We start from the raw sequence: 22,282 nt of genomic DNA, 5'->3' as shown, positions 1-22,282 counted from the left end.
TCACGACTCGACGCTATTCGAGAGGAACGCGCGGGCCGCGTCAGCGATCACCTGTCCGCCGGTGAGAACGTCGGACCATCGGACCGACTCGTTGGGGAAGTGCGCCTGATCGATCGTCCCCGCACCGAAGATGACCGACGGTATTCCCGCCTCGACGTAGAACCGCGAGTCGGAACTGTACGTCTGTCCCCGTGGTTCGGTATTGGACAGTCCGTTGTCGATCATCGCACCCTGGACCGCCCGGACGACTTCCTCGTCGGGGTCGATTTCGGACGGCTCGAACTGGATCGCCCGGCGTTCGAACTTCGGCGGGTGATCCCGAAGCCACTCGTTCTCGGAAACGACGTCGGCGAGGCGCTCCTCGAACTGTCGTTCTACCTCGTCGATCGTTTCGCCAGGTGCGACGCCGATTCGAACCTCCGACGTCAGTTCCGCCGGAACGTTCGACGTCCACGACCCGGCCTCTACCGTGCCGAAGTTGACCGGCCAGGCGATGGGCACCCCCTCGTACAGCGGGTGGTGAACGTTCTTGTGGCGCTCCGCCTCGAGCCGACGGAACGCGCCCCTGATCTCCTCGAACAGCGGGAGGACCGACTGTCCACGCCAGCGGGTCGCGGCGTGCGCCGACCGCCCTTGCAGACGCAGCTCCTTCATGAGCACGCCCTCGATCGCGGTCACGACGTTGAGTTCCGTCGGCTCGGCGACGATCGCGGCGTCGCGTTCGAACGGATACGGATTCGACAACATCGCCGCGGGCGCACCGATTCCGCCCTCTTCTTCGCCGGTAACGCTCTCGACGACGATCCGTCCGTCGACGTCCGAGAGCGTTTCGCGGAGGTACTCTGCGACGAAGAGACACGCCGCGAGGTTGCTCTTCATGTCGGCTGCGCCCCGAGCGACGAGTCGATCGCCGTCCCACGTCGGTTCGAACGGATCCGTTTCCCACGACGTCTCGTCGACCGGAACGACGTCGACGTGTCCGTTCAAAATCAGCGTTCTCCCGTTCGACGGATCGCCGAACTCGAGGACGCCGGCGACGCTCGGTCGATCCGCGGTCGGAATGTCCTCGGCGTCGGGGAACGTCGGTATGCTCGCCAGCTCGTCCGGATCGGCCGTCCACTCGTACGTTTCGAATCCCCGCTCCGAAAGCTGTTCGCGAAACCACTGCTGTGCCGCGAGTTCGTTCCCGCGAGTCGACTCGAACGCCAGAAAGGTATCGACGAACTGTCGAAGATCGTCTCCGTAGCGGTCCTCGAAGGTATCCATGTGAATCACGTTGAGCTTTCGAACCGCGCTACATATACCTTGGGGACGGATCGAGGGTGACGTCAGTCCGAGATCTGCACTCGACGCGTGGAACTGACTCCGTTCGCCGAACGGACGTCGAGTGCGATTCCCTCGAACAGGCTTCTCAGTGGGTCACGTACACCGCCTTCTCGTGGGTGTAGAAATCGATAGCCTGGCGGCCCTGCTCTTTGAACGTCTCGGAACTGGACTGCTTTTTCCCGCCGAAGGGCAGCTGTAGCTCGACGCCCGTCGACGTCTGGTTCACTTTGACGACCCCGACGTCGACGTCGGAGGCGAACGACTTCGCGTGATCGAGCCTGTTGGTACAGATCGACGCGGACAGTCCGTACTCGACGTCGTTCGCGACGGCTATCGCTTCTTCGTAGTCTGCGACCGAGAGCACCGAGAGGACGGGTCCGAAGATTTCCTCCTGGGCGACGGTCATCTCGGACGTGACGTCGGCCAGCACCGTCGGTTCGACGTAGTGTCCGCTGGCGAGTTCTGGGTCTTCGATCCGGCGACCGCCGGTGACGACGGTCGCACCCTGATCGCGACCTGCTTGCACGTACGCGAGGTCCTCCTCGAGGTTGTCCGCCGACGCTTTCGGACCCGTGTCGGTCGCGGGATCGAGCGGATCGCCGACCCGAAGCGCTTCGACGGCGTCGACGAGGGCCTCGAGGTATTCGTGGTATATCTCCTCGAAGACGATCGCCCGACTGGTCGCGGTGCACGCTTGTCCCGCGAGGCCGAACGCGCCCCCCACGGTCAGTTCGACCGCGAGTTCGAGGTCGGCGGAGGGATCGACGACGATCGGATTCTTTCCGCCCATCTCACACTGGACGCGTTTGCCCTCCCCGCTCGCCGTCCGCTGGACCGAGCTGCCGACCCCGGTGCTTCCCGTAAACGATATCGCGTCGACGGCGGGATGTTCGGTCAGAACCGATCCCACGTCGCTTCCCGATCCGGGCACGAAATTGAGTACGCCGTCGGGGAGACCGGCATCCGCGAGAGCGCGGGTGATCGCTGCTCCGGTCGCCGGCGTCGAGGACGCGGGTTTGAACGCGACCGCGTTGCCGCTCACCAGCGCGGGAGCGATCTTCCAGGCGGGGATCGCGAACGGAAAGTTCCACGGCGTGATCGCGGCGGCGACGCCAAGCGGTTCGCGCTCCGTGTACGCCAGCGTGTTCGAATCCGCGCTCGGACGCTTGACCCCGTCGTAATCACGGGCGATCTGCGAGTAGTAGTCGAAGAGATCGATGCCCCGCTGAACTTCTCCGCGCGCGGCCGAGATCGTCTTTCCCATCTCGCGGACGATCAACTCGGCGATCTCCTCCGTTCGATCGTCGACGATCGCGGCCGCTTCGCGGAGTACGTCGCCCCGCTCGTGGGGCGTCCGATCGGCCCACGATTCGCTCGCGGACGCGGCCGTTTCGACGGCCCGTTCGGCTTCGGCGCTCGTGGCTCTCGAGACGCGAGCGACGACTTCGTCGGGGCTGGCGGGATTTCGACTCTCGATCCGCGCATCCGATTCGGATTCGATCCACTCACCGTCGATGAACAGACGTACTTCTCTACCCATCGTGTTCTGGCTGTGGTCGGTCTGATACCGTGATAAATCTTTCTCACGAGTGTACGAGGGAGTAGCCGATCCGCGTAACTTCGGAACAGATTTGTAATATACGAATGCCAATATTACGGTGGTACGGGTGTAAATGCAGAATTCGGATGAATTCGCGCTCGGGAACCCGATCCGGAGCGAGCCGAAACCGTGGATATACGGAGGAAACGGCCCTATCGGCGGGGATAGTGGGATGGTGGGACGGCACCGCACACTGGTTTTGTATATTACGAATCCCGATTTCCCCGACGAGTGCTCGCTTCGCGATCGACGATCGAGCGGCCCGATCGGCGGGTGGCATAAGGTTTATATCACGGTTAGCCGAACGTTCGGTCATGGTGGAGACAGACGAGAGCCTTATGCCAGCGGTCTCGCGTTTCGTCGGCGACGAGACGCCGACGATCGTCGAAGGAACCGACGCCGTCCTCGTCGACGAAGACGGAAACGAGTACGTCGACTTCTTCGGACAACACGCGACTATGTCCCATGGGTACTCTCACCCGAAAATCGTGGACGCCGTCGTCGACCAGTTCGAAACCCTCAATTTCAGCGCCTACGACTTTCCCACCGAGCCGAGTCGGAAATTCGCTCGCCGGCTCGCCGAGTTTACGCCCGGCGAGTTAGAGCGGGCGTACTTCGTCAACTCGGGATCCGAAGCTGTCGAAGTCGCGCTCTCGCTCGCGCGTAAGAAGACCGGCAACCACGAGTTCCTCGCGCTCGGCGAGGCGTTTCACGGCCGTACGCTCGGCGCTCGTTCGCTCGTCGGCTGGCACGGCTACCGGAAGAATTTCGGCCCGTTCGTCCCCGACGTCACCCACGTTCCGTCGCACAACTGCGACGACTTCCCCGGCGACGTCGACCCCGAAGACGGAAGCGAGTACGCCGAACTGATCGAGTACGCGCTGAAGTATCAAGCCGGAGACGTCGCGGCGTTCATCGCCGAGCCGATGATGGGAACGGCCGGTAACATTCCGGCCCCCGAAGGCTACTTCGAGCGCGTCCGCGAGATTTGCGACGACCACGACATCCTCTTCATCGCGGACGAGGTCATCACCGGCTTCGGGCGAACCGGAGAGCGATTTGGGATCGAGCACTACGGCGTCGAACCGGACATCATGACGACGGCGAAATCGCTCGGCGGCGGCATGCCCATCGGCGCGACGATCGCCACCGCGGACGTCGCGGACGCCTTCGAGAGCATGGATTACTTCTCGACGTTCGGGGGGAACCCCGTCGCGACCGCCGCCGGGTTGGCGAGCGTCGAGGTGATCGAGGAGGAAGGTCTCGTCGACGCCGCCCGCGAGAAAGGCGAGTACTTCGTGGACCGCCTCCACTCGATTCAGGCCGACTATCCCGAGATCGGCGCCGTTCGCGGCAAGGGGCTGTTCATCGGAGTCGACCTCGTCGACTCGGCGGGAGCGCCCCTCCCCAAAGAACGGAGCATGGAGATCCGCCGCCAGGCGCTCGATCGCGGCGTGATCCTCCCCGCCGGACAGGGCTGGCGCGGGAACACGATCCGAATTTCGCCCCCGCTGACTATCTCGACGGACCAGATCGATCTCGGCATCGACGTCCTCTGTGAGTGTCTCGACGAAATCTGAGAGCGACCCGTTCACCACCGGAGCGACGGACGACTAGTAGTGAAAGTCGTTCGTCTCGATTTTGACTTCGATGATGTTGACGGCCTTTTTCAGCTTTTGCGGTAACTCCTCTCGGAAGTAGTCCTCGGCCATTCGACTCGTCGGCGCGGTCAGGCTGATCGCGCCGAGGACCTCCCCGTCGGCGTCCGTGATCGCGACGCCGACGGCCCGAATGCCGACGACCTCCTCCTCGTCGTTCCAGGCGACCCCGGTTTCCCGGATTCGGTCTAGCTCGTCGAACAACTCCTCCGGATCCGTGATCGTATTGGGCGTCTGTCGCTCGAGCCCTTTCGTTTCGATGATCTCCCACACTTCTTTGTCCGACATTCCCGCGAGGATCGCCTTTCCGGCCGAGATACAGTGCAGGTAACTTTTCGGTTCCTCGCGCCAGTGCGTGTGGTACTTCGTTCCGACCGCTTTCGTGCCGAACTCGTCGTAGAGGGTGATCACCTCCCCGTTGTGTTCGATGATGAGGTGGATGCACTCTCCGGTGTCGGTCGCGAGTTGTTCAACCTCTTTTTTCCCCGCTCTGAACAGCAGATTCTTGTTTCGGTAGTACTCGCCGTGGGTGAGCAGCGTCGGTCCCAGTCGATACTCTGACCCTCGCTGTTCGATGTATCCCTGGGCTTTCAGCGTGCTCAGGTAGGTGTGTACCGTTCCGGGGCTCATCTCGACGCGCTCCGCCAACTCCGTGACCGCGAGGCCGTCCGCGGCCCGGATGTGATCGATCATCTCGGTCGCGTTCTCGAGCGTTTGGAGGCGTCGTGGCGCGGACATATCGGCTACACCGTCTCGCAGCCACTTATCGTTACGCACTCGTCCGTGCCGACGCCGCGCCATCGTCTCCTTACGATGAAGCCGCGAGCGTCGCGATTCGATCGCTCGAATCAGCGAGCGGCGACTGCTGAAGGCCCGTCGAATGATATCGAACTCATATAAAAAACTCATATATGATATAATAATTATATTTCCCTCTTCTCTACTTCCCCCGCTGGTCCCGGTAACCGATTGCAGAATTCGTTCGACTCGGTGCATCAGGCTCAGTGCGTTGTATTGGATCGCTCCTCGCCGATCACGACCGCTCGAGACGTCTCACTGTGACTTTGCAACACACATTGGCTTAGAAAATACCACTACTATACCAACAACATCGAGGAGCTACCCATTAAAATTATGATTTTATATATTAGTGTTATCTCTGTACTGATCCGTGAAATATCGAAAATATACTATATCTGGCTCTTCCATATAATTATATGATTTCTGTTATAAATGCCGATCGACGATCGCGCGCCGTCTTTACATTCATACAGTCGTCTAATTTCGCGGTCGCTGTGCGCAACGAACTGCGTTTGTAATTGACAAACGGACGAATTTGAACGATCGCGGACCGAACTGTACTTCCCCTCTCTGTGGCTGTCGGGCCGTCTCCGCGACCGTTCTGTCGAGGAACGCGACACGTGTGTTTGTCACTAGCAAACCTGAGCGCGTGTGGGAAACGTGGCGAACGGTCAAACGATCCACGAACGCCTTCGTCGCGGTCAGTTCACTCCGAGTCGACCCCTTTCGTTCGACTCCTCGCTCACCGTTTGGTATTCACGAACGACCACGGCGACGTATCGCGGCTATTCTGCGCGGGAGTCCGCGAGAGCGGTGCTGTCCGACTGAACTCGTGATGTGCGACGTATCCAGTCGACGGATTCGACGGTCGCGCGAAAAGTGAATCGGCCGGCAGTCTACAGGTCTTCGGCGTTTCGCCAGACGTTCCAGGTGTCCGGGGACTTCGGCCACTGTCGAGCCGGTCGCCCGCCGTCCTCCGGTGCCTCTTCCATTTTCGCACTCAGTTCGATCGCGTACCCGTCGGGGTCGGGGAAGTACAGGAAGATGTTGTTCCCGGGACCGTGTCGACCCGGTCCGCGGTAGATCGGGTGGTTTCTGTTCTCGAGTTCCTCGGCGGCGGCTTTGATCGACGCGAAGTTCGGAACTTCGAACGCGATGTGGTAGATGGGTCCCGTCGTCGGCAGCATCGGCGGTCCGTCCTCGGGGAGGTCCTCCTCGAAGTCGTGGAGGTCGACCTCGAGTTCGCCCCGCTGTTCGAGGACGTCGAGTTCTTCGTCGGAGTACTGCGTGACGTTCATCTCGTGATGGTCGGCCGTCTCGGAGACGGCCGGCGTGCGCAGAAACGCCACCGAGTCGCCGATCCTGTCGGAGACTGCCATGTTCATCACGTCGGTGTAAAACTCGATCGTCCGCTCGAGATCCCGTACTTTGATCGCAACGTGGTCTAAGCCCATGTTATCAACGACCATGTACTACAGGCGTTACCGAGGGGTATTGAGTTTTCCGATCGGTTCCGCCTCTCGGAAGCCGGTGGCGCATCCGGGAGTCACGTCGACGTCGCGAGCAACGCGACGCCCGCGACGACCAGAACGGTGCCGGCGACGACCTGCGGCGTGAACGGCTCGCGCTCGCGCAGGAACGCGTAGGTCAACGCGAGAGCGAAAAGCGGCGTCGCGTTGAGAATCGGCGTCACGACGACGACCGTTCCCGATCGGAACGCGGCGTACAGACTGATCAGTCCGAGGCTCGAGGCGACGCCCGCGAGGACGAAGTACCGCAGATCGCTCCGCGGAATCGACAGCGCCGACCGGTGGTTCGGCGCGACGGCGAAAAACGCTGCCGCGACGAGCCACGACGTCGTGAGGTTGACCGCGGCCCCGACGGCGGGTTCGGGGACGAGTTCCATCCCGACGTTGCGCAGGAGCTGAACGCTACCGTAGATGACCGCCCCGGCGACCGGAAACAGCAGGTCGCGGTATCGAACGTCGGCGACGCCGTCGTCTCGACCCGCAGTCGCCAGGAGAATCCCGCCGAAGATCGCGGCGAGAGCCCCGACGCCGCCCTGGCGGGTCAGCGACTCCCCGAGCAGAACCATGGCGAGTACGACCGAGATCAGCGGGTTCGAGTTGCTGATCGGAAGCGTCAGGTTCACGCCGACGCGCTCGAGCCCGACGTAGTTACAGAGTCGGCCGAGCACGGGCGCGAACACGCCGGCGAGGATGAAGTAACGCCACGCCCAGAGATCGATCGTCACGTCGTACAGCGCGAGGCTGATCGTCCAGAGCACGACGACGTTGACGCTCACCGTCGCGAACATCGCGGCCATCGGCGTCGAACGCTCTACGCCGAACCTGACGAGGACCGAGGACGTCGCGAAGGCGGCGGCCGTTCCGAGCGCGAGGAGGATCTGAACCGGGAGTTCCATTCGAGTCGTGTACCGAATCGGTTGCTTCGAATCGCGTTTCCGATCGATTCGTCTGAGTCGTCTACGGGTGCCCGTGATCGCATCGAGCGCTCGCGGACGAGACGGTGACGTGGGGTCGAAGCGGTGAGGTTCGTCGAACCGGCTCGATTCCCGTCACGTCCCGATGTCGATCGACGTCTCGAGCCCGCGCAGCGTTTCGATCGCCGAGATGGCCGCGAGATAACTCGTCTTGGGATTCGTCGGCGACGGGACGTTCCGAACGGTGGTCTCGATCCGGCCCATCCCGCCCTCGGCCGTGATCTCGTGGACGTTGTTTTCCTCCTCGGGGTCCGCGACGATGCGCACCGCGGTTTCGTCCGGACCGATACCCGCGAGGCTGAGCGCGACCGCGACGTTGATGTTCGAGGGGAAGGCCGCCGCAGCTTCCGTCGCCGGACCGTCGAAGATCACGGTCGGTTCGTCGATATCCGCGAGATCGATCTCGTTGTCGACGACGTAGGGCGCGCCCTCGAGCCCGGCCGGCGGCTTCGTCGTCGTCAGGGCGACGGACTCGAGGTCGCCGGTGAGCGCGGCGGTTTTGACGGCGTCGAGTCCTGCGATCGCTCCCGACGGAGCGTACAGTCGCCCTTCGCTCGCGCGTGCGGCTTCGAACACCCCCTTGCGAAGGGCCGCGTCTGCGAGCGCCCCGACGCTCAGGATCATGCAGTCGCGGCCGCCAGAGAGCGCGTCGACGGCGATCTGCTCGACGGCCGTCTGTCCCGCCGCCTCGAGGACGAGATCCGCCTCGAGCAGGGCTGACGGATCGTCGGCCTCGTCGGGGGCCGATTCCTGGTCGAACAGCGCCTGAATCCGGTTGACGTTCTCCGGGTGTCGGTCGTACACGGCTGCGAGTTCGGCCGACAGCGTTCCGTCCGAAATCGCGCGTGCGATCTCGGTCGCAATCGTACCGCCGCCAAAGATACCGATCGATCGACTCATACGGCGTCTTCTCTGTGGCAGGCTAATAATTGTAGTGGGATCGGTCGAACGACCGCGCGTCCGATCGTCGTCACAACGACCTGTGCGTCAGACCGGCCGCGTCCGACGGCGACGGCCGCCGACGGAGAGCGCCGGAGTCGGTCGTGCGTCGCGTCGGCACGCAACTTATTTATGCTCTCGACGAAATCATCAACTGTACCATGGAAGCTGCTGGACTATTAGTGCCGATGTTCCGTCGGCAGATGGAACACTGTCAGGTGACCGACGACGAGGCTGTGGCGCTCGTTACCGACGTCAAGAGCAATCGCGAACACGTCGCCGCGAGCTTCGCCGCGGCACAGGACATCGGCGCAGAGGTCTTCGAAGTACAGATTCCGGAGTACGGTCGCAACTCTGTCGGAGCCGAAGTCTCCGCCGGACAGGGTGGCAGCCTTCGACTTCCCCGAGGCCCCGTCGAGGCCTGCAAGAGCGCCGACATGGTCTTCGATTTCACCCTCGAGGGATTCATCCACGTCCCCGAGCGGGGCGAGATCCGGGACGCCGGAACGCGAATTCTGCGCGTCGGTGCCCGCGAGCCGTTCGTGTTGCGCCGCCTGATGCCCTGGGAGCCCGAAGAGGCCGCCGCGGTCAAAGAGAAGGTGCAGGCCCACCGCGAGTTGCTCGAGTCCGCCGACGAGATGCGAATCACCTCGGAGTACGGCACCGACGTGACGATGGAGGTCGAACCCGACACCGCCTTCGACTCCTACGGCTTCGTCGACGAACCGGGCAAGTGGGACGTCTGGGGCCAGAACATGGTCTCGAACTACCCGACGAGCGTCAACGGAACGATCGTCATCGCCGCGGGCGACTACAACGTCGTCCCGTTCAACGACTACGTCGACTCGTCGATCGAGTGCGTCGTCGAGGACGGCTTCATCGAGGCGATCAACGGCGACGGTGGCGACGCCGAGTTGATGCGCGGCCACATGGAGAGCTACGACGACCGCGACGTCTTCGCGACGAGTCACTTCGGCTGGGGACTCAACGAAAACGGCACGTTCTACAACATGGCGATCAAGGATCGAAAACCCGACGAGACCGGCGTGAGCGCGAGCGAAGGCCGCGTCTGGGAGGGGAACATGCTCTGGAGTACGGGCCCGAACACCCACCAGGACCGGTACACGAACTGTCACTACGACATCGCCCAGAAGAACTGCAACGTCTACCTCGACGGCGAACCGGTCGTCGAAGAAGGCGAACTTGTCGACTGAGACGTCCTGCTACACCGATGTTTCGGTGCAACCGCCGGACGTGGTTGGATCGGGCCTGACGGACACCGGTCCGCGTGACCCGCGCGTTCACGTCGGATATCCCGCATCGGACCGATCGATTTTTCGGTTTACGCTCCGTCGAGTCCGTCGGTGACGAACTCGAGCGCCCGTCCCGAGACGGCTCCGATTCCCCGGACGTCTCGTCCGAGATTTGCGCGGACGATCGTCCCCGTCATCGGCCGGGAGTTCTCCTCGGATGCGAGTAGTACGTACGCCCCCGCGTAGTCGTCTGGGGTCGGAACGATTCCGGCGGGGTGAACCGACGGATCGAACTCCGATTCGTCGATGAGACCGCCCTCGTCGCGCTCGAGCGAGTCGATACCCGAGAGGTCCGTTGGGACGTACCCCGGCGCGACGCCGTTGACGCTGACCGTCGGCGAGAGTTCGAACGCGAGCTGACGGATGATACCGGCGACCGCGTGTTTCGACGGGACGTACAGCGAGCCGCCGCCGTCGGGTGCGAAGCTCGCACCCGAGGCGGTAAACACCATTCTCCCGTTCGTCTCCACCAGTTCGGGAAGCGCCGCTTTCGCGCCGAGGAGGTAGCCGAGGACGTTGATATCGAAGAGATCCCGAAAGCTCTTGGCGAGCGCCTCGTCGTCCTCGGGGAGCTCCGCGATCGTGACGTTGTCGTCGAAGACGCCGGCGTTGCCCACGAAGACGTCGAGCCGACCGAACGCGTCGACCGTTCGTTCGACCGCCGTCTCGTTGTCCGAGAGCCGTGTGACGTCACCCGCGATCGTAACCACGGAGTTCCCGAGTTCGTCCTCGAGATCGTCCAGCCCGTCGGCCGACACGTCGAGTACGCCGACGGACGCGCCCTCGTCGACGAATCGTCGGACGACGGCTCGTCCCAGTCCTGATGCGCCGCCGGTAACCAGTGCAACGCGATTATCGAGCCAACCCATGGGCGAGTCATCGCGGGTGGATCGGAAATATCTTCCTGTCGTCCGTTCTCGAGGCGGCCGTCAGGAACACGGCCGTCGAGCGAGGCGTTCGAACAGCTACCTCTAAGTAACGCGGCCGCCACGGTAGGAGTACGATGGTAACGGCTTCGAGGGACGGCGTTCGCGCGACGACGCGGACCGATCGCGCGGGATTCGGGTGGAGACGATGCCGGCGACGATAGACGTCTTCCTGTTTTCGATCGGTGCGGCCGTGCTGTGGGGCCTCAATCCCGTCTTCATGAAAAAGGGGCTTGAACGGGACGGCAACTCCATTCTCGCGTCGGTCGTCGCCGTCATCGTGAGTTTCTCGCTGTTCGTGACGATCGCGACCGTCGTCTACGGGCCGACGGAGTCGTACCTGGGTGTGTCGCGAACCGGGGCGGCGATCTTTCTGTTCGGCGGCGTGATCGGAAGTTCGCTCGGACGGATCGTCGTCTACGTCGGCGTCGATCGGGTGGGCGTCAGCGTCAACACGGCGATCTTGAACACGCGTCCACTGTTCGCCGGGTTGCTCGCGGTCGCGCTGTTGAACGAACCGATCACCGGCTGGCTCGGGCTGGGGATCGTCGTGATCGTCGCCGGCGTCGTGCTCGTCTCGCTGTCTCGGGGCGGCGACATCCGTGGGTGGTCGTGGTACGAACTCGGTTTCCCGCTGTTCGCCGCCATCGCCTACGGTGCGGGCAACGTCGTTCGCCGCTACGGCTTCACCGTAACCCAGACGGACGTCCTCTCGGCGTTCGTGTTGAACGAGTTCGCGGCGATGGGCGTTCTCGTCGGCTACGCGCTGGTCCGACACGGGCCGGGCGTTCTCGTGGCGTCCCGTCGCACGTACGCGCTCTTTGCCGTCGGCGGTCTCCTCTCGAGTCTCGCGCTTCTCTCGCTGTTCACCGCGCTCAGTCGCGGTCCGGTGATCGTCGTCGATCCCCTCGCCGGCACCTCGCCGCTGTTCGCCGCCCTCTTTACCGTGCTCTTTCTCAAGCGCGTCGAACGAGTGACCCGGGGCGTCGTCGTCGGTGCAGCCGTCATTATCCTCGGCGTCGTCTTCGTCGCGCTCGCCTAACCTGGTGTCGTGGCGACAGGACCCATAACTTAGATAACCCTGCGCACGATGAACACCTAGTATGGCACAGAACAGGACTGGGGACGCACGCGGTAGTCGCGCCCCCATCGAGTCGAAACTCGAGCGGATGGGTGACGCCCTCGAGCAGGGCGAGGCTCTCCTCGAGATACTTCACGACGATGACGTGTTCGAACGCGAACTCGAGCGCATTTTCGCGACGAACTGGGTGTACGTCGGCCACGAATCCGAGATACCCGAGGAGGGAGACTACCGCCAGCGGTACATCGGCAAGGATCCGTTCATCTTCGTCCGGGACGAAAACGGCGAGGTGCAGGTCCTCTGGGACAGTTGCCGACACCGGGGCGCGAAAGTGTGTCGCGCCGAAAAAGGGAACACGACTCACTTCCGTTGTCCGTACCACGGCTGGACGTACCGAAACACCGGCGAACTCATCGGCGTGCCGCGAAAGGGGGACGGATTCCCGGAACTCGACGTGGAGGAGAAAGGGCTCCACGCGGCGCCGAACGTCGACAGCTACAACGGGCTCGTGTTCGCGTCGCTCGACCCCGACGCGCCCGACCTCGAGACGTACCTCGGACCGTCGAAGTGGTACCTCGACCTGTACTTCGAGCTCGCGGACATGGAGGTCATCGGGGACCCCCATCGCTGGGAGATCGACACGGACTGGAAGACGCCCGCCGAGAACTTCTACGGCGACAACTACCACGTGCCGATGGGCCACAAGTCCGCGATCGACGTCGGCATCGGGAGCGAAACGGCCAAAGGCGAGAAGGAATCGGAGCTGTACGCCATCTCGGAGGTCGGAGGCCATGCGTTCAGCATCTACCAGATTCCCGACGAGGACTTCTTCTGGGGCCATCCCCCCGAAGTGATCGAGACGTTCCACCCCGATCGTCTCACCGACGACCAGTACCGCGTCGCCAGACAGTCGGGCGTCTCGCTCGGAACCATTTTCCCGAACCTCTCGTTCATCTACCTCGGCGGCTCCGACGATCCGGACAAAGACACCGTCGGAACGTTCTGTCTCCGTCAGTGGCAGCCCATCGAGCCGGGGAAGATGGAGGCCTGGAACTGGATCATGGTTCCGAAAGACGCCCCACAGGAGTACAAGGACCGGGTGTACGAGGTCGGCGTGGGTACGTTCAGCCTCTCGGGCAACTTCGAGGTCGACGACATCGGCATCTGGGACGGCATCCCGGAGGCGGCCGACAGCGTCTTCGCCGAACGGGTAAACGCCACCACCGTCTTCTCGATGGGACGAGGCGAAGGGACGGTTGCCGAAGTCGACGAGTCCTGGCCCGGCCCGGGAACGGTCTACCGGGAGGGCGGCATGACCGACGAAAACCAACTCGAGTTCTATCGAAAGTGGCACCGGACCATGACGGAGGATCGATAGCATGTGGGAACTCGAGGCCAACTCGCTGCGCGAATCCTGCGAGAACTTCCTCTACCGCGAGGCACAGTTACTGGACGACCGGGACCTGCTCGAGTGGCACGAGACGCTCATCACCGACGACGTCGAGTACCGGGTTCCGGTGCGGACGACCAAAGAGCGCTCCGCCGAGACGGAGTTCAGCGAGGAGTCGTTTCACATGATCGAAGACTGGGGCTCGCTCAAGGTGCGCGTCGAGCGCATGGAGAACGACTTCGCCTGGTCGGAGGATCCCCCGTCGCGAAACCGGCGGTTCGTCTCGAACGTCCGGGTCGCGGACGAAGATCCGGACGCGGGAGAGGTTTCCATCCGGAGTAACCTTCTCGTCCACCGACTTCGAGCCAACGACACGGAGCCGGACCTGCTCTCCGCGGAACGGCGGGATACGCTCAGGCGGGTGGACGGCTCCTGGCGACTCGCCGATCGCACCGTGTTGCTCGACCACACCGTCGTGGGAACGCCCTCGCTTTCGATCATCCTATGACCGACGGATACTACCCCACCGCGGACGTCGACCGCATCGACGTGGAGACCGACGGGACGCGCGTCGTGCTAACGAAAGTGCGGACGCCCACCGGCGCGCGGATCCAGGTCGAGCACGACGAGCTCGGTCGAACTTGTCTCGACGCGATCGAACTGGAGGCGCTGACGTGGCAGGACGCGGACTTCTTCGAGGAGTTGATCGACGACGAGTACGAGTTTCGGGAGGTCGATCCCGCTCCGAAGTCGGTCGCCGACCTGCAGATCACGAACGAGTACGCCATCGCCCGGCTCCGCCGGAGCGACGACGGCAAAAGCGTATGGCTCACCGCGCCGAAGATGGGGTACGGAACCGTCGTCGACGCTCGCGTTCTCGCCGCGTTGATCGACGAACCGAAGACGTTCTTTTCGGAGCTGCTGCGAACGCCGTACGGGCCGGACGACGACGACGACGTTCACGTCTTCTAGGTCGTCGACGGCCGATTCGAATCGCCGGTTTCGGACGGCGACGACACCTTTAATAGGACGGGATATCGTTCGAGTAGTATGACAACTGGAGGCGACGCCGTCGCGAGTGTCCTCGCCGAAAACGGCGTCTCGGAGGCGTACGTACTGCTGGGCAACCAGACGGTGACGATCGCGGACGGACTCGATCGGCGCGGAGCAGACGTGATCACCGCACGCCACGAGTACAACGCGGCCGTGATGGCCGACACCTACGGTCGACTCACCGGAGACCCCGGAATCGCCGTCACCGTCGCCGGACCGGGCGGCACGAACGCGCTGACCGGCGTCGCACAGGCCTACACCGCCGCCTCTCCGATGATCCTCATCAGCGCCGTGCTCCCGGAGGACGAGCACACGGAGGCGCTTCACGGCGTCGACGACCAGCACTTCCTCCGGAAAGCGTTCGAACCGGCCACGAAGTGGAGCACGCAGGTCCACGACGCCGATCGCCTCCCCGAGGTCGTCGCTCGGGCGTTCGACGTCGCGACCAGCGGCCGCCCCGGCCCGGTGTTCGTCGGCGTCGACGAGGACGTCCTGCAGAACGAAGTCGACGTTCCCGACGAGGCGTTCGAACACGAGTCCCACGACGAACCGGCGGTGTCGTCGGCCGCCGTCGACGACGCGCTCGAGCCGATCCGCGCGGCCGAGCAGCGCTGTCTGTACGTCGGAAAGGGCGTCCTGCGCGCGTTCGCGACCGACGAAGTCGTCGCGATCGCCGAGGCGCTCGACGCACCCGTCGTCTGCCCGCGACACTACCCCGATTCGTTCCCGAACGACCACCGGCTGTTCGCCGGCACCGTTGGCATGTCCGACCACCCGGCAGCGACGACCGCGCTGGCGAACGCCGACGCCGTTCTCTCGCTCGGCGTTCGAACGAACTCCCACGAGGCCGCGGTGCTGGGCGACCGGACGCCCGACGACGTCTCGATCGTCTACCTCGACGATCCGCCGTACGAGTTCCCGGCCTCGAGCGCCGCGGAGGTCGTCTCCGGCGACCTCGGTCCTGCCCTCGCGGACGCCGCCGCGGCGCTGGAGGGCAACGCCGGCGCGACCGACGCGGCCTACGCCCAGGCGGTTCGGGAGGAAGCCGACCGCGTCGCGGACGACGTCGAGGCCTACCTCGAGGAGGTTCGAGATCGGACGCCGATCCACCCGCTCGTGATCATGACGGCGCTTCGCGAGGTGGCCGACGACGACGTCCTGCTGACCGGCGACGCGGGGGCCGCCGGCGGCGCGTGGCCGAACGACGCCTTCGAGTACCGGGAGACGAACAGCTTCCAGCACTCTCGACTCTACGACTCGATGGGCTTTCCGGTCCCGGCCGGCAACGCGGCGAAGCTGGTCGATCCGGACCGACAGGTCGTCAACCTCATCGGCGACGGCGGCTTCCTGATGTGTAACATGGAACTCGCGACCGCCGTCGAGACCGGCACCGACGCGGTGACGGTCGTCTTCAACGACGGCAAGTACGGGATGATCTGGAACTACCAGCGCAAGGCCGGATACTCCGAGGTCGCGACCGACATTCCGACGGTCGACGTGGCGACGATGGCCGAATCGTTCGGCGTCCGCGGAATCCGCGTCACCGAACCGGACGAGGTTCGCCCGGCGCTCGAGGAGGCTCTCGAGGCCGACGAACACGTGGTGCTCGACGTCCGCATCGATCCGACCGCGGAGTACGTCTCGCGGCGGATCTGGTGAGGTCTCGGATGCTTTCATCCGGGTACGTTCGCGGTGACGAGAACTGTCGACCAGTCACGGGTTCGTTCGAACCAGTTACCCGTACGACGCGCGACCGTTATGCCTCACAGCCGCCGAGACGATCGGTTGTCGAGGGTCGTCATCGCTAGACCGAGTGAACGACGCGGTTGCAACCGAACGAACCGCCAAAAGGTCGTCGCGATCGTCGTTTTCGAGGTGTTCGCTACGATTAGTCCGGGAGATACGAGAGGTCCCAGAGGTGATCGATCGACACTTCCTCGTCGAGCCAGCCGATCTCGACCGCGAGCGAGTTGATCTCCTCGAGGCTCTCGGTCATCGGACTCACCGAGTACGTGTAGTAGGGTAAGTCGACGTACAGTTCGGTCGGCGTCTCGACGTAGCCGGCTTCGGCGATCATCTCGAGGGACGACTCGGGATCGTCGTTGAACTGTTCGACCGCCGTGGCGTAGTCGTCGAGGAACAACTCGACGACCTCGCCGTTGTTCTCGAGGAACTGCGTCGAGAACCACAGCTCCATCAGGTCGTGTTCGAACCCGGTCGCGTCGATGACGTCGAAAACCGGTTCGAGACCGGTTTCGTTGATTCCGGTGTGGTGGAACGGCTGGGGGAACATCGCCGTGTCGACCTCGCCGCCGTTGACGGCTTCGGGCATCGAGGGGAACGGCGTAACGACCACTTCGACGTCCGATCCGACCTCGAGGCCGGCCTGGAGTGCGGCCGACTGGGCCCACATGTCACAGGACGACCGGGGTGCACAGATGCCGATCCGGGTATCCTGGAGCGATTCCGCGTTGAGCCCGTCGATGTCGGAGTCCGGAGTGACCAGGAACTCCTCGGTGAACGTCTCTTCTCGCGACTGGGAAACGTTCGCGACGACGGTCATCGGCAGACCGCTTTCGGTCGCGAAGATCGTCGTAATCGCCGCCGCGGTTCCGGCCTGAAGTTCCCCCGCCTGAAACGCCTGGAGACGCTCGTCGTTCGCGCTGAACGGAATGAACTCCGCCTCGTACGCTTCGCCCCAGTGATCGAGTTCGTCCGAGATGATCTCCATCAACCAGAGGGGCTCTTCCGCGGCGATTCCGTGACCGAGCGTGATCGTCGGTACGTCGCCGTTCCCGTTGCCAGTACCGTTACCGTTGCCGTTTCCGGTGCCGTTACCGTTGCCGTTCGAATCGAGACAGCCGGCGAATCCGCCCGTCAGCGCGACACCAGAGGCCGCTATCGCTGCTCGCCGTGAAATACCACTCTCAGCACCACTCTCGGGACGTGTTGGCATAACGTATGTTATAAAATTGGCCCATAATAAGTGTTTCCCCGCGTCGATCCGGACGGGTTTCGATGTCCGCCAGCGGGGCGAAACTGACCGCCACCGCGCGTGTCGTTCGATTACGTGTCGGCCGGCGGCTCCATGAGTTCGACGTAGTTTCCGTCGGGATCCCGGAGGTAGGCGATCTGTGCGCCGTTCCCGACCGTCTGCGGTTCGTTGATGAACTCGACCTCGTCCTCGAGTGTCTCGTAGCGTTTCCAGACGTCGTCAACTTCGAGACAGAGGTGAGCAACGCCGACGTCGTGACCGTCCGCCTCGTCGTGGACGTTCTCGTTCGCCGGTTCATCGTAGGCGATTAACTCGATCGAAAAGCCGCCCGCGTCGAGAAACGCGATGTCGCCGTCGACGCCGTCGACGCCGACGATGTCGCTCTGTACGTCGCTGATCGGAAACCGACGGTCGACTTCGAGCCCGAGGGTTCCCTCGTAGAACGCGAGCGCGTCGTCCATGTCCGATACGTTCAGTCCGTAGTGTACCGCGCTACCAACCATAGGGTATCGACCGACGGTTGAAAACCCACTCACATAACAGTTGTGTCGTCGCAATCCACCCACCCGTACCTGACAACCGTCCAGGAGATATCCGCCGAGTAGTTAGATTTTTATTGGTCACCGGGCATGAGTACAGCAGGACCACATGACAGAAACGACTTCAACGGACAGTGATCGTACCCCGCGTTTCGGGCCCACTGGACGTGCGGCTGGCGTGGGTTCGAGAGTCCGAGATAGCCTCGTCAACTACGCGCCGGTGTTGGCGTTGTTCGTCGTCTGGCAACTCGGGGGTGCTGTGAACGTCTTGCCGTACTACCTACCAGCGCCGTCCGTGATCGTTCTCGAGATCGTCGAACTGGTACAGGAGGGGGTTCTCGTTCCGAACGCGTCCGCCTCGCTCCAGCTCGTTTACGTTGGATTTTTCGGCGGTGCGACGCTCGGCATCGCTTCGGGTCTCGTCAACGGGCGCGTCGACGTCCTCGGGAAAATGTTCGACCCGCTCATTTCGATCACGTATCCGATCCCTAAAATCGCGCTCTTTCCGATCTTTCTCATCTGGTTCGGGCTCGGATTCACGTCCAAGGTCATCGTCGTCTTTCTGGCGGCCTTCTATCCGACGTACATTTACACGTACGACGGGGCGAAAAATATCAACGGACTCTACATCTGGTCGGCGCGCAACTTCAACGCCTCCAGGCTGCTGATCTTTCTCAAGGTCATCCTGCCGAGCTGTCTTCCACAGATTCTCTCGGGCCTCCGCATCAGCTTGGCGCTCGCGTTCGTCGTCATCTTCTCCGTCGAACTCATCGCGGCCCAGATCGGACTCGGAAGCCTCATCGTTTCGGCCCAACAGGGGAACAATTTCGAGCTCATGTTCGCCGCGATCGCGGTGATCGGCGCGCTCGGATTCGTTCACGATCGAGCCTTGCTTGCCGTTCGAAACCGGATTCTCTCGTGGACACACGGGGGTGATGCGTGATGGCGTCGCGAACCACCACCACCGGAACCAGCATCGAACAGATCCTCTCGCGGTTCAAGGAGTCCTCTCGGATCCTCGGATTCGTTTCGGTACTGTTAGTGGTGGTCCTGTGGCAGTTCACCGCGATGTACGTCGACAACCCGCTGTTGCTCCCCGACGTCCCCGCCGTCGCCGAGCGGCTGTGGGAGATGTTCTTCGTCGACCGCTCGGTGTATCCGCACATCTGGGCGAGCCTCTATCGCGTCATGGTCGGCTTCGTTGCCGCCGTGCTGGTCGGCGTCCCGCTCGGCCTGATGATGGGTTCGTCCAGCAAGGTCGAGTATCTCCTCGAGCCGTACATCAGCTCGCTGTATCCGGTGCCGCGGATCGCGTTCTACCCACTGTTGCTGGTTATCCTCGGTTTCGGTCACTCCTCGAAAATCGCGATCATCTTCGTCGAGGCGTTGATTCCGATCATCCTGGGTGCGTACTACGGCGTCGGTGGCGTACAAGAACGGTACATCTGGTCCGCCCGGAACTTCGGTGCGTCTCAGTATCAACTGTTCAAGGAGGTGGTTCTGCCCGGCAGCCTGCCGTACATCTTCTCGGGAATCCGGATGGCGATGCCGATTGCGATCATCGTCACCGTCGTCACCGAAATGATCTCCGCGTCCCGGGGGATCGGCTACCTCATTATCTACTCACAGGCGTCGTTCGAACCCGAGACCGTGTTCGCGGCCGTCGTCGTAATCTCGCTTATCGGCGTGTTGTTCGATCGACTGCTCGCCGTGCTTCGTCAGCGACTCCTGTTCTGGGCGAACGACGTCAGCATGGACCTCTAACCGCCCGTCTTGGGGTTCGCTTCCGACACATTCAAGGGGTGTGAACCACCACCATACAGTATGGATTCCGACGGCCTCTCACCGACAGCCTGCTGTCTCCACTGTCCACACCGCAAGCCGGTCGCCGGCGGATGCAACCACACGATTCGACAGGCGTTGATCAAGCAGCTCGTCACCGACCAACGCGCCGTCTGTCCCGTCTATCAGCAAGAGCGCGCTCGAGCGATGAGCGAGCTCTCGCAGTCGCTTCACCGGTGACCGTCGGACAGAGCGTCGGGCGATGACCAGCGCATCGGTACTCGCCGCCTCCCGTCCGTACTGCCGTTGCCGAAATGACCGTATCGCGCGCGAAAAGACCGACAGTATCTTTGTCCTTCCCGTACAGCTACCGAACGTCACGATGCCAGTCATGCAACCGACGCCGGAGGACATCACCCTCCGCGGGATCAACTACGAAAGCGACGACGGTATCGAATTCGACGGATTCGAACTCACGAGCGACGTCCCTTCCTTCGACGGACGGGACGTCGGCGTCCTCTTTTTGCACGGACTCAGGGGGTTCGCCCTCGGCGCCGGCATCTCTCCCGTCGCCCACCCGCTGGCACGGGCCGGCGTCCGGTGTCTCACGATCAACAAGCGAAACAGCGGCAAAGGATACGTCACGTCCGACTTCGGCGAGATCGATCACGACGTCCGTGGGGGCGTCGAGTGGCTGCTCGAGCGTGGTTGTGACGACGTCGTCATCTGGGGTCGGAGTCTCGGCGCGACGGAGGCGGCGTACTATCAGGGAAAGCGAAACGACGACGACGTCGACGGGCTGGTTTTGGCCGCTCCTTTCGCGGACATTCGCGAGCGATCGACGCGGGGATACTTCGAAGCGGTTTCCGACGATCCGGACGAAGCCTACGAATCGTTCGTCGCCAGAGCGCGCGATCTCGTCGACGACGGACGCGGAACCGAGATCGTCGCGCTGCCGCGACCGGTGGGCGACGGGATCGAGTACATTCCGATGACTGCCGAGGCGTTCCTCTCGTATCGCTCCCCGGATAGCGCGTGCGCGACGATCGACTGGACGCCGGAGATCGACGTACCGAGCCTGCTGTTGCCCCACGCCTCGGACCGGAACGTGACCCCCGAAGAAGCGACCGAGATCGCCGAGACGTACCCCGATTCTACGACCGTCGACGTCCACCCCGTCGAAGCCGACCACTTCTTTACGGGAGCCGAATCGGAGGTCGCTGGCGTCACCGCCGACTTCCTGCGGAGCCTCTGAACGCCTCTTCTCGCACCACGACCGGGTCTCGTACGGTCTTTCGTATCGATGTACCGGAGCGACTGACGGACGGCTGGCGGCCAGTTCGAAAGCGACGGACAGCGGTCGGTATCACGGGACTGCGGGTCCGGAGACGCGTGTAATCGACGGATAGAACGCGCAATCGGCGGGTCGCGAGGAATAGACGGACGGCGGCTCACGAGAGGACGACGACGAAGACGCAACGATGTCCCCGGCTGAGACCGGCCGGGCGATCTCGAGTCAGGGTTGAGCGATCGAGACCTCTTCCTGGAGGGTCTGCCAGACCTCTTCTCGACGCTGTCGGAACGCTTCGGATTGTTTGAGCGACGAATCCCGCGGTCGTTCGAACTCCGTGAGATCCACCTCGAGTTTGATCGAGGCCGGTCGAGCGGTCAGGACGAGGACGCGGTCGCTCAGAAACAGCGCCTCGTCGATGCTGTGTGTCACGAACACGCAGGTCTGGCCGGTTCGCTGCCAGATGTCCAGCAGTTCGTCCTGCATCACTTCGCGGGTCTGTGCGTCGAGCGCGCCGAAGGGTTCGTCCATCAGGAGGACGTTCGGATTGCTCACGAGGACGCGGGCCATCGCCGCACGCTGTTGCATTCCGCCGGAGAGTTCGGAGGGATAGGCGTCTTCGAATCCCTCGAGTCCGATCATCGAGATGAACTCCTGGACCGATTCGCGGCGTTCGACCTCCGGAACGCCCTGAATTTTCAGTCCCCAGCCGATGTTGTCTTCGACCGTGAGCCAGGGGTAGAGGACGCTCTCCTGGAACACCATCCCTCTATTCGGTCCGGGCTCGGTTACGGACTCGCCGTCGACCGTGATCTCCCCGTTCGTCCGCTCGATAAAGCCGCCGATCATAAACAGGAGGGTACTCTTTCCACAGCCGGAGGGACCGAGGATGCTGACGAATTCGCCGGATTCGATCGTCGAGTTCACGCCATCGACCGCCACGACCTCGGAGTTGTACACCTTTTCGACGTCCCGTATCTCGATCTGACTCATAGTATTGCGGCGATGGTAATCCGTACTAACTCGATTCATATGATTCTATCTATCCGTACGGACGTCGGCCACGAGCGAACCGCGAGATCGTC

21 protein-coding genes are annotated in these 22,282 nt (G+C 62.9%); 11 read left to right on the top strand and 10 right to left on the bottom strand.

What is annotated here, in order from left to right; translation table 11 throughout:
* The gene (locus tag EA472_RS03810) at window positions 1-1,266 is read right to left on the bottom strand and encodes a M20/M25/M40 family metallo-hydrolase (protein ID WP_124190182.1); all 1,266 of its coding nucleotides are present in this window, start codon (window positions 1,264-1,266) and stop codon (window positions 1-3) included.
* A gap of 145 nt (window positions 1,267-1,411) precedes the next feature.
* Entirely contained in the window at window positions 1,412-2,866 is a 1,455-nt protein-coding gene (locus tag EA472_RS03805) for an aldehyde dehydrogenase family protein (RefSeq protein ID WP_124190181.1), read from the bottom strand.
* Between the two features lie 374 nt (window positions 2,867-3,240).
* Here EA472_RS03805 and EA472_RS03800 point away from each other — a divergent pair, with 374 nt between their 5' ends.
* On the top strand, window positions 3,241-4,506 hold the full coding sequence (locus EA472_RS03800; RefSeq protein ID WP_165874815.1) for an aspartate aminotransferase family protein: 1,266 nt from the start codon (window positions 3,241-3,243) through the stop codon (window positions 4,504-4,506).
* A gap of 33 nt (window positions 4,507-4,539) precedes the next feature.
* On the opposite strand, the gene EA472_RS03795 is transcribed toward EA472_RS03800, so the two are convergent.
* The 4 genes from EA472_RS03795 to EA472_RS03780 all read right to left on the bottom strand — a co-directional run bounded on the left by EA472_RS03795 (window position 4,540) and on the right by EA472_RS03780 (window position 8,788).
* Window positions 4,540-5,322: an IclR family transcriptional regulator gene (locus tag EA472_RS03795; protein ID WP_165874814.1), complete on the bottom strand. Its 783-nt coding sequence runs from the start codon at window positions 5,320-5,322 to the stop codon at window positions 4,540-4,542.
* A 959-nt stretch (window positions 5,323-6,281) separates the two neighbouring features.
* Window positions 6,282-6,854 carry a VOC family protein gene (locus EA472_RS03790; RefSeq protein ID WP_124190178.1) on the bottom strand — a complete coding sequence of 191 codons (573 nt, stop codon included), beginning with the start codon at window positions 6,852-6,854 and terminating at the stop codon, window positions 6,282-6,284.
* Window positions 6,855-6,931: 77 nt separating this feature from the next.
* Window positions 6,932-7,810, bottom strand: coding sequence for a DMT family transporter (locus tag EA472_RS03785; protein ID WP_124190177.1), 879 nt, complete (start codon window positions 7,808-7,810; stop codon window positions 6,932-6,934).
* Between the two features lie 153 nt (window positions 7,811-7,963).
* On the bottom strand, window positions 7,964-8,788 hold the full coding sequence (locus EA472_RS03780) for an aspartate dehydrogenase (protein WP_124190176.1): 825 nt from the start codon (window positions 8,786-8,788) through the stop codon (window positions 7,964-7,966).
* 200 nt (window positions 8,789-8,988) lie between these two features.
* Here EA472_RS03780 and EA472_RS03775 point away from each other — a divergent pair, with 200 nt between their 5' ends.
* Window positions 8,989-10,041, top strand: a complete 1,053-nt coding sequence (locus EA472_RS03775) for a hypothetical protein (protein ID WP_243637774.1) — start codon at window positions 8,989-8,991, stop codon at window positions 10,039-10,041.
* A 128-nt stretch (window positions 10,042-10,169) separates the two neighbouring features.
* On the opposite strand, the gene EA472_RS03770 is transcribed toward EA472_RS03775, so the two are convergent.
* A complete protein-coding gene (locus EA472_RS03770) occupies window positions 10,170-11,009 on the bottom strand; it encodes an SDR family NAD(P)-dependent oxidoreductase (RefSeq protein WP_124190175.1) in 840 nt (279 codons plus the stop codon).
* A 205-nt stretch (window positions 11,010-11,214) separates the two neighbouring features.
* Between EA472_RS03770 and EA472_RS03765 the strand changes: the two genes are divergently transcribed.
* The 5 genes from EA472_RS03765 (at window position 11,215) to EA472_RS03745 (ending at window position 16,249) form a co-directional block, all read left to right on the top strand.
* Window positions 11,215-12,108: a DMT family transporter gene (locus EA472_RS03765; protein ID WP_124190174.1), complete on the top strand. Its 894-nt coding sequence runs from the start codon at window positions 11,215-11,217 to the stop codon at window positions 12,106-12,108.
* A gap of 61 nt (window positions 12,109-12,169) precedes the next feature.
* A complete protein-coding gene (locus EA472_RS03760) occupies window positions 12,170-13,525 on the top strand; it encodes an aromatic ring-hydroxylating oxygenase subunit alpha (RefSeq protein ID WP_243637773.1) in 1,356 nt (451 codons plus the stop codon).
* Window position 13,526: 1 nt separating this feature from the next.
* Window positions 13,527-14,045 (top strand): aromatic-ring-hydroxylating dioxygenase subunit beta, encoded by a 519-nt coding sequence (locus EA472_RS03755; RefSeq protein WP_124190173.1) that lies wholly within the window; start codon window positions 13,527-13,529, stop codon window positions 14,043-14,045.
* On the top strand, window positions 14,042-14,509 hold the full coding sequence (locus EA472_RS03750) for a hypothetical protein (protein ID WP_124190172.1): 468 nt from the start codon (window positions 14,042-14,044) through the stop codon (window positions 14,507-14,509). Before EA472_RS03755 ends, EA472_RS03750 begins: the two co-directional genes overlap by 4 nt.
* Before the next feature lie 78 nt (window positions 14,510-14,587).
* Complete coding sequence (locus EA472_RS03745) at window positions 14,588-16,249, top strand: thiamine pyrophosphate-binding protein (RefSeq protein WP_124190171.1); 1,662 nt, start codon at window positions 14,588-14,590, stop codon at window positions 16,247-16,249.
* A gap of 229 nt (window positions 16,250-16,478) precedes the next feature.
* On the opposite strand, the gene EA472_RS03740 is transcribed toward EA472_RS03745, so the two are convergent.
* The gene (locus EA472_RS03740; RefSeq protein ID WP_124190170.1) at window positions 16,479-17,546 is read right to left on the bottom strand and encodes an ABC transporter substrate-binding protein; all 1,068 of its coding nucleotides are present in this window, start codon (window positions 17,544-17,546) and stop codon (window positions 16,479-16,481) included.
* A gap of 110 nt (window positions 17,547-17,656) precedes the next feature.
* Window positions 17,657-18,088: a VOC family protein gene (locus EA472_RS03735; RefSeq protein ID WP_124190169.1), complete on the bottom strand. Its 432-nt coding sequence runs from the start codon at window positions 18,086-18,088 to the stop codon at window positions 17,657-17,659.
* A gap of 214 nt (window positions 18,089-18,302) precedes the next feature.
* Between EA472_RS03735 and EA472_RS03730 the strand changes: the two genes are divergently transcribed.
* From EA472_RS03730 to EA472_RS03715, 4 genes are all read left to right on the top strand, one after another.
* Window positions 18,303-19,067 (top strand): ABC transporter permease, encoded by a 765-nt coding sequence (locus EA472_RS03730; RefSeq protein ID WP_165874813.1) that lies wholly within the window; start codon window positions 18,303-18,305, stop codon window positions 19,065-19,067.
* The gene (locus EA472_RS03725; RefSeq protein ID WP_124190167.1) at window positions 19,067-19,888 is read left to right on the top strand and encodes an ABC transporter permease; all 822 of its coding nucleotides are present in this window, start codon (window positions 19,067-19,069) and stop codon (window positions 19,886-19,888) included. Before EA472_RS03730 ends, EA472_RS03725 begins: the two co-directional genes overlap by 1 nt.
* A gap of 60 nt (window positions 19,889-19,948) precedes the next feature.
* On the top strand, window positions 19,949-20,146 hold the full coding sequence (locus tag EA472_RS03720; protein WP_124190166.1) for a hypothetical protein: 198 nt from the start codon (window positions 19,949-19,951) through the stop codon (window positions 20,144-20,146).
* Window positions 20,147-20,288: 142 nt separating this feature from the next.
* Window positions 20,289-21,161 carry an alpha/beta hydrolase family protein gene (locus EA472_RS03715; RefSeq protein WP_243637772.1) on the top strand — a complete coding sequence of 291 codons (873 nt, stop codon included), beginning with the start codon at window positions 20,289-20,291 and terminating at the stop codon, window positions 21,159-21,161.
* 261 nt (window positions 21,162-21,422) lie between these two features.
* Here EA472_RS03715 and EA472_RS03710 read toward each other — a convergent pair whose 3' ends face one another.
* A complete protein-coding gene (locus EA472_RS03710; RefSeq protein ID WP_124190165.1) occupies window positions 21,423-22,190 on the bottom strand; it encodes an ABC transporter ATP-binding protein in 768 nt (255 codons plus the stop codon).
* Between the last annotated feature and the right edge of the window lie 92 nt (window positions 22,191-22,282).

This window comes from Natrarchaeobius oligotrophus (assembly GCF_003841465.1).
GTDB lineage: Archaea > Halobacteriota > Halobacteria > Halobacteriales > Natrialbaceae > Natrarchaeobius > Natrarchaeobius oligotrophus.
Note: the sequence above shows the minus strand (reverse complement) of the source record. Positions and strands in the feature narration are given on the sequence as shown.

Coding starts and splice junctions, on each gene's coding strand:
- EA472_RS03810 (WP_124190182.1), bottom strand. CDS start 1,266: ATGGATACCTTCGAGGACCGCTACGGAGACGATCTTCGACAGTTCGTC.
- EA472_RS03805 (WP_124190181.1), bottom strand. CDS start 2,866: ATGGGTAGAGAAGTACGTCTGTTCATCGACGGTGAGTGGATCGAATCC.
- EA472_RS03800 (WP_165874815.1), top strand. CDS start 3,241: ATGGTGGAGACAGACGAGAGCCTTATGCCAGCGGTCTCGCGTTTCGTC.
- EA472_RS03795 (WP_165874814.1), bottom strand. CDS start 5,322: ATGTCCGCGCCACGACGCCTCCAAACGCTCGAGAACGCGACCGAGATG.
- EA472_RS03790 (WP_124190178.1), bottom strand. CDS start 6,854: ATGGTCGTTGATAACATGGGCTTAGACCACGTTGCGATCAAAGTACGG.
- EA472_RS03785 (WP_124190177.1), bottom strand. CDS start 7,810: ATGGAACTCCCGGTTCAGATCCTCCTCGCGCTCGGAACGGCCGCCGCC.
- EA472_RS03780 (WP_124190176.1), bottom strand. CDS start 8,788: ATGAGTCGATCGATCGGTATCTTTGGCGGCGGTACGATTGCGACCGAG.
- EA472_RS03775 (WP_243637774.1), top strand. CDS start 8,989: ATGGAAGCTGCTGGACTATTAGTGCCGATGTTCCGTCGGCAGATGGAA.
- EA472_RS03770 (WP_124190175.1), bottom strand. CDS start 11,009: ATGGGTTGGCTCGATAATCGCGTTGCACTGGTTACCGGCGGCGCATCA.
- EA472_RS03765 (WP_124190174.1), top strand. CDS start 11,215: ATGCCGGCGACGATAGACGTCTTCCTGTTTTCGATCGGTGCGGCCGTG.
- EA472_RS03760 (WP_243637773.1), top strand. CDS start 12,170: ATGGCACAGAACAGGACTGGGGACGCACGCGGTAGTCGCGCCCCCATC.
- EA472_RS03755 (WP_124190173.1), top strand. CDS start 13,527: ATGTGGGAACTCGAGGCCAACTCGCTGCGCGAATCCTGCGAGAACTTC.
- EA472_RS03750 (WP_124190172.1), top strand. CDS start 14,042: ATGACCGACGGATACTACCCCACCGCGGACGTCGACCGCATCGACGTG.
- EA472_RS03745 (WP_124190171.1), top strand. CDS start 14,588: ATGACAACTGGAGGCGACGCCGTCGCGAGTGTCCTCGCCGAAAACGGC.
- EA472_RS03740 (WP_124190170.1), bottom strand. CDS start 17,546: ATGCCAACACGTCCCGAGAGTGGTGCTGAGAGTGGTATTTCACGGCGA.
- EA472_RS03735 (WP_124190169.1), bottom strand. CDS start 18,088: ATGGTTGGTAGCGCGGTACACTACGGACTGAACGTATCGGACATGGAC.
- EA472_RS03725 (WP_124190167.1), top strand. CDS start 19,067: ATGGCGTCGCGAACCACCACCACCGGAACCAGCATCGAACAGATCCTC.
- EA472_RS03720 (WP_124190166.1), top strand. CDS start 19,949: ATGGATTCCGACGGCCTCTCACCGACAGCCTGCTGTCTCCACTGTCCA.
- EA472_RS03715 (WP_243637772.1), top strand. CDS start 20,289: ATGCCAGTCATGCAACCGACGCCGGAGGACATCACCCTCCGCGGGATC.
- EA472_RS03710 (WP_124190165.1), bottom strand. CDS start 22,190: ATGAGTCAGATCGAGATACGGGACGTCGAAAAGGTGTACAACTCCGAG.